This is a genomic window from Micromonospora sp. NPDC049580 (assembly GCF_040675595.1).
Lineage (GTDB): Bacteria > Actinomycetota > Actinomycetes > Mycobacteriales > Micromonosporaceae > Micromonospora.
In genome coordinates this window covers 1-10129 of record NZ_JBFAPG010000211.1, presented here as the reverse complement: position 1 = coordinate 10129, position 10129 = coordinate 1, and the positions used below count along the sequence as shown (strand labels likewise).

The following is a 10129-nucleotide window of genomic DNA, read 5'->3' as shown; positions in this document are numbered from 1 at the left end:
CTCGCGAGAGGCGGCCCGACGGCTTCTTCCGCTTATCCCCGACCACCCGTGGAGGGTTGATGTTCTCCCGACACCTGGGCGCCTCCGGCGTGCTGCAACGCCGGATCAAGCGACCCGTGTCCTGGGCGATGGCCGGCATGTTGGGCCTGACCTTCGTCCAGGCCGTCGAGATGCCTACCGCTGCCGCTCAGGGCAGCAACCGCCCCAAGACCGCCGACTCCGGCAAGGTCCTGCCCGAGCGGGACCCGCTGCCCGCCAAGCCCCGGAAGTCGAACGCCGCCGAGGCCGCGGCGACCACCAAGCCGGCGTCGGTCACCTGGCCGGCCGCCGGCGCCACCGAGATCGCCCTGCCGGTGCCCGCCTCGGCCGGCGCCCGGACCGTCGCGCCCGGCGCGGCACGCACCGCCAAGGCGGGCGGTCTCACCGTCTCCGTCGCCGCGGTGTCCGCGCCCGCGAGCGGCGCCGCCGGCACCGCGAGCAGGGTCGCCCCGGCCACGCCCCCCGGCAAGGTCCGGGTCGAGGTGCTCGACCACGGGACGGCTGAGCGCGCCAAGGTCGACGGTCCGGTCGTGCGGGTCGCCCGCACCGACGGCCAGCAGGCCGCCGGCGACGTGCGGCTCTCCGTCGGGTACGACGGGCTGGCCGGCGCCTTCGGCGGCGACTTCGGCAGCCGGCTGCGGCTGTCCCGGCTGCCCGAGTGCGCGCTGCGCACCCCCGAGCGCAAGGACTGCGCGGCCCAGCCGCTGCCGACCGTCAACGACGGCGAGAAGCACACCGTCTCGGCCGAGGTGACGGCGACGGACAGCGCCGGCAGCCTCTACGCGCTGACCGCCGGTGACTCGTCCTCCCAGGGCAGCTACGCGGCGTCGAAGCTCGCCCCGTCCTCGCAGTGGTCGGTGGCCCCCTCCACCGGTGGTTTCTCCTGGTCGTACCCGCTGCAGACGCCCCCGGTGCCCGGTGGCGGAGGGCCGGGCATCACGCTGGCGTATTCCTCGCAGTCGGTCGACGGGCGCACCTCGACCACCAACAACCAGGGCTCCTGGATCGGTGAGGGGTTCAACTACGAGCCGGGCCACATCGAGCGTCGCTACAAGGCGTGCGCCGACGACGGCCACAGCGAGGTCGCCGACCAGTGCTGGGCGTACGACAACGCCACCATCCTGCTCAACGGCAAGTCGACCGAGCTGGTCAAGACCGCCACCGGCTGGAAGTTCGCCTCCGACGACGGCTCCAAGGTGGAGAAGCTCACCGGGGCCGCCAACGGCGATCAGGGGACGACCGGCGTCGACGTCGGCGAGTACTGGCGGGTAACCACGACCGGCGGCACCGAGTACTACTTCGGGCTCAACCGCCTGCCGGGCTGGGTCTCGGGCAAGGAGGAGACGTCGTCGACCTGGACCGTCCCGGTCTTCGGCGACGACGCCAACGAGCCGTGCAACAAGCCGGCCTTCGCCGACTCGTACTGCAACCAGGCGTGGCGCTGGAGCCTCGACTACGTCAAGGACCGGCACGGCAACGTCACGTCCTACTTCTACGGGCGGGAGAGCAACTGGTACGCCCGGGGCAACCGCACCGACCTGAACGGGGTCGAGTACCACCGGGCCGGCTGGCTGAAGCGGATCGACTACGGGCAGAAGGACGGGCAGGTCTACACCACCAACGCCCCGGCCCGGGTGGTCTTCAGCACACTGGAGCGCTGCCTGCCCGGCGGCACGATCGACTGCGACGAGCAGGACCTGAACACCACCACCGCCCCGTACTGGCCGGACGTCCCGTGGGACCGCAACTGCGCCCAGGGCACCAAGTGCAAGGGCGACCAGATCACCCCCACTTTCTGGACCCGGAAGCGGCTGGTCGGCATCACCACCCAGATTCGGGGCGCGACCGCCTGGACCGACGTCGACAAGTGGGCGCTCGATCACCTGCTCATGGACAACAGTGACGGCAGCCGTACCCTCTGGCTCAACAAGATCACCCACACCGGTCTGGTCGGCGGCAGCGCCGCCATGCCGAGCGTGGAGTTCGGCGCCATCCAGTTGCCCAACCGGATCGACAGGACCGGCGACTTCATCGCTCCGCTGATCCGCTTCCGCCTGGCCACGGTCTACACCGACAGCGGCGGGCAGATCGACGTCAACTACGAGAAGCCGGACTGCACGGAGACCACCCTCCCGACCGAGGGCAAGAGCACCCGCCGCTGCTTCCCGGTGAAGTGGAACCCGCTGGGCAGCGGTAGCCAGGTCACCGACTGGTTCCACAAGTACGTGGTCAGCGCCGTGGTGGAGACCGACCGCACCGCACGCTCGCCCGACATGGTCACGAAGTACAGCTACCTCGACGGCGCCGCCTGGCGGAAGGCCAAGCCGGACGGGCTGAGCGACGGCAAGGAACTCACCTGGAGCGACTGGCGCGGCTACGGCCGGGTCCAGGTCACCAAGGGCGACGGTCAGACGCAGACCGCCAAGACCGAGTACCGCTACCTGCGCGGCATGCACGGGGACGACGACCCTGACAGCACCAACCCGCTCTCGGTGACTGTGACCGACTCCACCGGCGGCACCTACACCGACTACGACGAGCTCTCCGGTTATGAGTACGAGAGCAAGACGTTCGACGGCGCGACCGAGATCAGCAAGATGATCAAGACGCCGTGGCGGTACAAGACCGGCAGCGAGTCGCACGCCTGGGGGGCCAGCGAGTCGTACTTCGTCAACACCGCCAGCACCCGCGGCTACACCGCGCTCGCGGCCGGCGGCTGGCGGCAGACGAAGACCAGCACGACCTTCGACACCACCTACGGTCAGGCGTACCGGACCGAGAACGAGGGCGACGTCGACGTCACCGGCGACGAGGCGTGCACCCGCACCACCTACGTCACCGACGTGACCACCTACGGCGACAACAAGCCGGTCTACGTCAAGGACCTGGTCTCCCAGGTCGAGTCGGTGTCGGTCAAGTGCTCCGCCACCCCGAACCGGGCGACTCAGGTCATCTCGGACGACCGCACCTACTACGACGCGCAGGTGCTGGGCAAGGCGAAGGTCACCGGCAACGCCACCCGGACGGAGCGGCTGGCCACGCACGACGGCACGACGGCGACCTACACCCGGGTGGCGGAGGGCACCTTCGACGGCTTCGGGCGGCCGTTGACCGCGAAGGACGCGCTCGGCGCGGTCACCACCACCAGCTACGTCGAGACCAACGGCCTGACCACGCAGGTCACCGAGAAGAGCCCGCTCGGCTACGACACGGTCACCACGTACGCGCCGGCCTGGGGCAGCCCGACGCAGCAGGTCGACCCCAACGGGATGAAGAGCGTCCTGGAGTACGACCCGCTGGGCCGGCTGTCCAAGGTCTGGATGCCGGACCGCACGGGGGTCAGCGGGCTGACCCCGAACACCAAGTACACCTACCTGATCCGCACCGACAAGCCGGCGGCGGTGAAGACCGAGCAGCGGCGCAACGACGGCACCTACACCGTCGAGTACCAGCTGTACGACAGCCTGCTCCGACCCCGGCAGCTGCAGACCGAGGGTCCGGACGGCACCCGGCTGATCGCGGACACCTTCTACACCCCGACGGGCCAGGTCGAGCGGACGTACGACACCTATCAGGTGGCGGGTGCGCCCACGGACGTGATCTACCCGGCCGTGCCGGCGGACATGACCGCTCAGACGGCGTTCGTGTACGACGGCGCCGACCGGGTGAAGGCCACCATCTTCCTGGACGGCATCAGCGAGAAGTGGCGGACCACCACCACGTACGGCGGTGACCGGGTCTCGGTCGACCCGCCGGACGGCGAGACGCCGCGCACCACCATCTCCAACGCGCTCGGGCAGACCACCCAGCTGCTCCAGTACAAGGGCAACAGCCCGACCGGCGCGTACGACAAGACCGAGTACACCTACACCCAGTCCGGCCAGCTCGCGACGGTGAAGGACCCGCTCGGCAACCAGTGGGAGAACCGGTACGACCAGCGGGGCCGCAAGACCGAGTCGATCGACCCGGACGCGGGGCACTCGTACTTCTCCTACGACGACCAGGACCGGCTGACGGTCAGCACCAACGGCGTCGGCGCGTCGCTGAGCTACCGCTACGACGCGATCGGCCGCAAGACCGCCACGTACAAGGGCAAGGACCCGGACACGGGCCAGCTGCTCAGCGAGTGGCAGTACGACCTGGAGAAGCTCGGCCAGCTCTCCTCCACCACCCGGTACGCCCCGGACGGTGGCGCGTACGTCACCTACTACAGCGCCTACGACGAGCTGTACCGGCCGCACGAGACGTACTACCAGGTGCCGGAGCAGGCGGGCGCCGAGCTCGCCGGCCTGTACACCTTCGGCACGGAGTTCAACTTCGACGGCACGGTGCAGTCGGTCGGGATGTCGGAGGGCGGCGGCCTGCCGTTCGAGTCGATCGCCTACACCTACGATTCGCTGGAGCGGCTGAAGAGCACCAAGAGCGACGTCCCGTACGTCACCGACGTCGCCTACCAGGCGACCGGTGAGGTGCTCCAGTCCGAGGTGCAGCTCAACACGCAGCAGGTCTGGTCGACGTACGCGTACGAGCGGGCGTCGAAGCGGCTAAGCCGGTTCCAGCTTGGACGGTCCGGCGCGCCGGTCATCGACATCGACGCCAAGTACAGCTACGACGATTCCGGCAACATCACCCGGATCGAGGACACCCCGACCGGCGCCCGGGACGTGCAGTGCTTCACCTACGACTACCTGCGCCGGATGGACCGGGCCTGGACGTCGGGGAGCACGGCGACCGACCCCTGCGCCGGCGGCCCCAGCGTCACCGGGATCGGCGGGGTGGCCCCGTATCACCACGCCTACACCTTCGACGCGACGGGCAACCGCAAGACCGAGACCCAGTTCGCCGCGAACGGCACCTCGTTGCTCGCCCGCAGCTACGAGACCCCGCTGGCCGGCCAGGCCCGGCCGCACACGGTCGACAAGATGACCGAGACGACCCCGTCCGGGGACCGGCTCTACACCTACGCATACGACACCGCCGGTAACACCACCAAGCGCACGAAGGTCGGCGAGGACCAGACCCTGGTCTGGGACGCCGAGGGCAACCTCGAGTCGGCCACCGCCAACAGCAAGACGACGTCCTTCGTGTACGACGTCGACGGGTCGCGGATCCTTCGCAAGGAGCCCGGCACGACGACGCTCTACCTGCCGGGCATGGAGATCCGGCTCAACACCACCACCCACTCCACGGACGGCACCCGCTACTACCCGGTCCCGGGTGGCGGCAGCATCGTCCGCAAGCTCGACGGCGTCCGCTACGTCGCGCCGGACCACCACGGCACCGGCCAGGCGGTCGTCGACGAGGCAGGGGCGATCGTCAACCGGCGGACCACGCCGTACGGCGAGTCGCGCGGGACGCCGCCCGGCCCGGGGCAGTGGCCCACCGAGAAGGGCTTCGTCAACGGCAACCAGGACAGCAGCACCGGCCTGGTGAACATCGGCGCCCGCGAGTACGACCCGATGCTCGGCCGGTTCATCTCGATCGACCCGATCATCGACGTCAACGACCCGCAGCAGATGCACGGGTACGCGTACGCGAACAACAACCCGATCTCGTTCTCCGACCCGGACGGCCTGCGGGCCTGCTCCGACGACGCCTGCGGTCCGGGCGCCGACTACGAGGACATGTACGGCAACTACCACGACGTGCCCGGGCACAACGACGGTTGCCACGGCTGCTCGGGTGCGTACGACCCGCACGCGCCGGCCGAGAACCACCCGCGGACGAAGGACAACGGTGGCGGCGGCGGTGGCGGTGGCGGTGGCGGAGACGCGGCGGCGGCCGCGGAGAAGGCCCGGCAGGAGCGCATCGCCAAGGCGAAGGCCGTCCTCCTCGAGGCGGGCAAGGCGCTCGCCAAGATCGCGATGGACGAGCTGGGCATCACCGACGCACTCAACTGCATCACCAAGGGCGACGTCGGCGGCTGTGTCAGCACGGCGATCACGATCGCGAGCTCCTTCGTGGGCGGCATGCTGGGCAAACTCGCCAGCAAGTACGGCGCGCCGTGGAAGTGGAAGAAGGGCTACGAGCTCGGCATTCGCGTCAAGGACCTGCTCGGCAAACTGATCACCGGGGTCAAGGACTTCATCAAGGCAGGCAAGAAGGCCTGCGACAGCTTCGCCGCCGGAACTTTGGTGCTTCTCGCCGATGGCAGCACCAAGCCGATTGAGAAGCTGAAGCCCGGTGATCGTGTCGTGGCCACAGATCCGCTGACCGGGAAGACGGTAGCCAAGACGGTCGTAGCGACACACATCAACCTTGACCTTCACCTGACGGATTTGACTCTCGAGGTCGCCGGCGGGCAGTTCCTGGTGCAGGGCACGCAAACCCACCCGATCTGGAGCACAGATCGCAACGAGTGGGTCGACGCAGGGGAGTTGAAGGTCGGTGAGCAGCTGCTGTCGGCCGTCGGCAAACCGGTCTCGGTGAGCGCCGTCCGTTCCTACGAGGGCACGGAGGTGAGGTACAACCTCACCGTCGATGACATTCACACGTACTATGTGCTCGCTGGCAACACGCCGGTCCTCGTACACAACGCGAATGGAGATTGGTTCCCGGATCGGTCATTGCCCCGTGACCAGCACGGAAATCCCATCCCAGATAGCGAATATCCGCACACTCAGCTTGGTCGAAAGGAAGGGCGGAAGGGTAGTTACCCGCAGGCGCGCGAATTCGACGAGAACGGGCGCCCCGTGCGGGACATCGACTTCACGGATCATGGACGTCCCAATGTTCCCGGTCACACGAATCCACACGAGCATATTTGGCTCGAGAACGAGACTGGCGGCACGCTGAAGCGAGGTCCTGCGCAATCGTTCATGGAAGCGTGTTAAGTGATGAAATCGGTTCAATGTCCAATGCATCTTCCTGGTGGATCCCTGCTGTCGATCTCTGACGTGCTGGCTGCGTTCCCAGAAAATCGGTACGTTTGGGTCATCTTCGAGTTCTTCGGCGTTGGGCGTGCTCCTATGGGGATGGGCATGCCGGAGTTCGAAGATCGGGTTCGATCCGCCCCGAAGGGGCTGCAGATGACCTGGGCCGATCTTGAGGCTTTTGGGGTGGGCGTAACACAGGCCTTTGAATGCGAAATTGTTGCATTTCGGGCCGCTGATTATTATGGAGTGCAGTGCAATGTCGACCTAGCTGTTGCGAAAATATGCGCTCTTGACAGTACTGAGTGGTGTGTCTCTGTCGACGAAACCGCGGAGGAGTTCCGGTCGGTTTTGAATGCTGTCCGGCGCATTGCGGCGGAAACGAAATGACAGAAAATTTGATCGAACAGGATTTCAGTGGATGCTGTGGCCTGATTGGGTTGCCGTGAAGGTTGCCGCAACCGGGCCAGCCTTGTGTGGGTTCGGCGGGCACTAGCGGTCCGTGAGTGTGCTTCAGCCTGGGCCCGCCATGACAATCGACATGGCGGGCCCAGGCTGAGGCATCTACGGAGAGTAGGGCCAGAATTCTGGATCGTTCGGTGAGTTTCGACTCCATGATCGAGCCGGCCCGTCGCGAACCGACGCCGCGGCGGCGTACCCCGTTGATGGCATCGCACGACTCCAGAGCGAGGGCTGGGGCGGCCATGATGTCCTGCGCAAGTTCACCCGCCGGCGCCAGACTCGCCGGAGTTCGGGGACCTCGTCCTGCGCGATCCGGACGAGTGGGTATTTGGCGAGGCCAATAGCGTCACACCGGCTGTGACCGGGTTGCGGATATCGGGTAGCGAGGGCCGTGACGCCATCTGCTGTGCGATCCAGACCTGGTGCACCCGGGTGCAGCTGACGGAGGTCGTATTCATCATGGTCCGACTCCCCGAAGGATCGGACGGAATGATGAGGGGGTGCGGTCCGCACGGACCGCGCCCCCTCCTCATACGCCTGGGATCAGGACTTCGTGCAGGCGGCCCCGTTGAGGGCGAAGCTGCTCGGCGCGCTGAACGAGCCGCTCATCGACGTCTAGTAGCCGAAGTTGGCGGTGTCACCCGGCGCGATGGAGCCGTTGTAGCTGACGTTCTTCGCGGTGACCGCTGCCGCTCTGGCTCACCGTGGCGTTCCACGAATTGGTGATCTGCTGCCCGGTCGGCAGGTTGTAGGCCAGCGTCCAGCCGTTGACGGTGCTGGAACCGGCGTTGGTGATCAGCAGCTCGGCGGTGAAGCCGTTGTTCCACACCGAGGTCGGCGGACTTCACGGTGCAGATGCCGCCCGCACGCGGCGGAGGCGTGGTGCTGGTCGGCGTCGGCGTCGCGGTGGGCGGCGGGGTGGTGCCACCGCCGGTGCTGACGTTATGCGAGAAGCCGCTGACCGCGAGCCCGACACCGCCCTGCCACGGCTCGAAGTCGGCCTGGATGCTGGTCAGGTAACAGTCCGCGGAGATCGCGCCCCAGTCCTTGGTGTCGTTGATAAACGTCATCGCGTCGAAGCTCAGGCTGGCGATCGGCTGGATCGGGCCCTGCCGGTTGAACCAGATCATGATCTCCATCTGGTTGACCCCGTCCTTGGCGCAGGTGGTGCTGCGCTGGCACATCGACCACGAGATCGTGGTGATCCCGAAGTCGGTGACCCCGGAGCGGATCAGCGCCAACTTCGACGTCTTCCACTTCTCGCTGACGGCGGAGGAGATGCGCGACATCGACGCGCTCGGCGACGCCTGAATCGGCGGATTCCTTCATCGCGCGGTCCGGCCGTGAAGGGTATCGACATCGACGCTCATGACGGTATAGCGTGCCGTCATCACGTTCGTCGATGCGTGTGAACCCGTCGCCGCTGGAGGACCGCCATGGCCCGATCCCCGTCCGTCCGTCTGCGCCGTCGTGGGGTGCTCGGCATCCCCGCGCTGGTGGCCGCCGCCCTCACCGTCGTGGTCCGGCCCGCCCCGGCGAGCGCCGCGCCGAAGGCCGAGTGCCTGGCCGACCTGCTCCGGGACTCCTGATGGCCACGATCGGGTGGCTCGTGGACGTGCTGCGCGGCGCCGGGGTCCAGGTCGTCGTCGAGGGGGACTGGCTCAACCGGATGCGGCCCGGCTCCTTCGACCCGATCGGGGTGCTCTGGCACCACACCGCCTCGACCTCCAGCGCCAGCAACCCGCACCCCGCGCTCGGCATCTGCATCAACGGCCGCTCCGACCTGGCCGGCCCGCTCTGTCAGGCGCTCGTCGACTACAACGGCGTCTTCCACGTCATCTCCGCCGGCCGCTGCAACCACGCCGGGGTCAGCGGTGGCAGCGGACCCATCCCCGCCGGTGACGGCAACACCCTGATGATCGGGTGGGAGATCGACTACAACGGCGTCGACCAGGAGATGACCGCCGTGCAGTACAGCGCGTCGATCGCCGCGACCGCCGCCGTGCTCACCCGCCTCGGCCGGGACAGCAGCTACGCCCGCGGGCACCGGGAGACCAGCACAACCGGCAAGATCGACCCGTCCTTCATCGACCTGAACGTGATGCGCGCCGACGTCGCCGCGAAGATGGCCGGCGGTGGGACCGCGTGGTCCTCCACCGTGGACAACACGACCTCCGGCCGGTTCACCGCCAGCGCCAACTGGGGTGTGTCGACGTTCTCCAGCCAGCGGTACGGCGCCGACTACCGCTACGCCGACCCGGTCGCGGCCAGCGACCCGGCCTGGTACCGGTTCAACGTGCCGGCGACCGGCACCTACCGGGTCGAGGCCTGGTGGCCGACGAACAGCGGCTACAACAGCGCCACCCCGTACATCGTCGCCACCACCACCGGCAACCGGACGGTGTACGTGGACCAGCGGGTGACCGGCGGGCAGTGGCGCGTCCTCGGCACGTTCACCCTGCCGGCAGGCGACGCCAACCGGGTGGCGGTGAGCCGCTGGAGCAACGCGGCGGGCCTGGTCATCGCCGACGCCGTACGCCTCACCCGCGTCTGACCTCTCCCGCCTCGCCTTGACGCGCCCGCCTCGGCTTGATCGACTCGACTTCCCGGAAGTCGGGGTGTCCCACGTGCGAGGATGCCCCGACTTCAAGGAACCCGAGTGGATCTCCTGCGTGGTGGGGGGGGGGCCGCCCGGGGGGGCCCCCCCCCCCCAAAAGGGCGGGGGGGGCCGGGTGGCGGTGTTCGGGAAAGAGGGG

At 68.0% G+C, this 10129-nt stretch carries 4 protein-coding genes and 2 pseudogenes; 5 read left to right on the top strand and 1 reads right to left on the bottom strand.

What is annotated here, in order from left to right; all coding sequences use genetic code 11:
- Positions 1 to 59: 59 nt before the first annotated feature.
- Together AB0J68_RS18125 and AB0J68_RS18120 are read left to right on the top strand one after the other, a co-directional pair.
- Entirely contained in the window at positions 60 to 6872 is a 6813-nt protein-coding gene (locus tag AB0J68_RS18125; protein WP_363939492.1) for a polymorphic toxin-type HINT domain-containing protein, read from the top strand.
- Between the two features lie 3 nt (positions 6873 to 6875).
- Positions 6876 to 7301, top strand: coding sequence for a hypothetical protein (locus AB0J68_RS18120; protein ID WP_363939490.1), 426 nt, complete (start codon positions 6876 to 6878; stop codon positions 7299 to 7301).
- Between the two features lie 615 nt (positions 7302 to 7916).
- On the opposite strand, the pseudogene AB0J68_RS18115 reads toward AB0J68_RS18120, so the two are convergent.
- Positions 7917 to 8527, bottom strand: a pseudogene (locus tag AB0J68_RS18115) (cellulose binding domain-containing protein); the annotation flags it as partial.
- A 4-nt stretch (positions 8528 to 8531) separates the two neighbouring features.
- Here AB0J68_RS18115 and AB0J68_RS18110 point away from each other — a divergent pair.
- The 3 genes and pseudogenes from AB0J68_RS18110 to AB0J68_RS18100 form a co-directional block, all read left to right on the top strand.
- A pseudogene (locus AB0J68_RS18110) lies at positions 8532 to 8684 on the top strand (aldo/keto reductase); the annotation flags it as partial.
- A gap of 125 nt (positions 8685 to 8809) precedes the next feature.
- Positions 8810 to 8962, top strand: coding sequence for a hypothetical protein (locus AB0J68_RS18105; RefSeq protein WP_354863251.1), 153 nt, complete (start codon positions 8810 to 8812; stop codon positions 8960 to 8962).
- Positions 8962 to 9927, top strand: coding sequence for an N-acetylmuramoyl-L-alanine amidase (locus AB0J68_RS18100; protein ID WP_363939488.1), 966 nt, complete (start codon positions 8962 to 8964; stop codon positions 9925 to 9927). Before AB0J68_RS18105 ends, AB0J68_RS18100 begins: the two co-directional genes overlap by 1 nt.
- Positions 9928 to 10129: the final 202 nt, after the last annotated feature.

What these genes read in the sequence shown, in the direction of transcription:
- AB0J68_RS18125 (WP_363939492.1), top strand. Translation starts at nt 60, where the DNA reads ATGTTCTCCCGACACCTGGGCGCCTCCGGCGTGCTGCAACGCCGGATC.
- AB0J68_RS18120 (WP_363939490.1), top strand. Translation starts at nt 6,876, where the DNA reads ATGAAATCGGTTCAATGTCCAATGCATCTTCCTGGTGGATCCCTGCTG.
- AB0J68_RS18105 (WP_354863251.1), top strand. Translation starts at nt 8,810, where the DNA reads ATGGCCCGATCCCCGTCCGTCCGTCTGCGCCGTCGTGGGGTGCTCGGC.
- AB0J68_RS18100 (WP_363939488.1), top strand. Translation starts at nt 8,962, where the DNA reads ATGGCCACGATCGGGTGGCTCGTGGACGTGCTGCGCGGCGCCGGGGTC.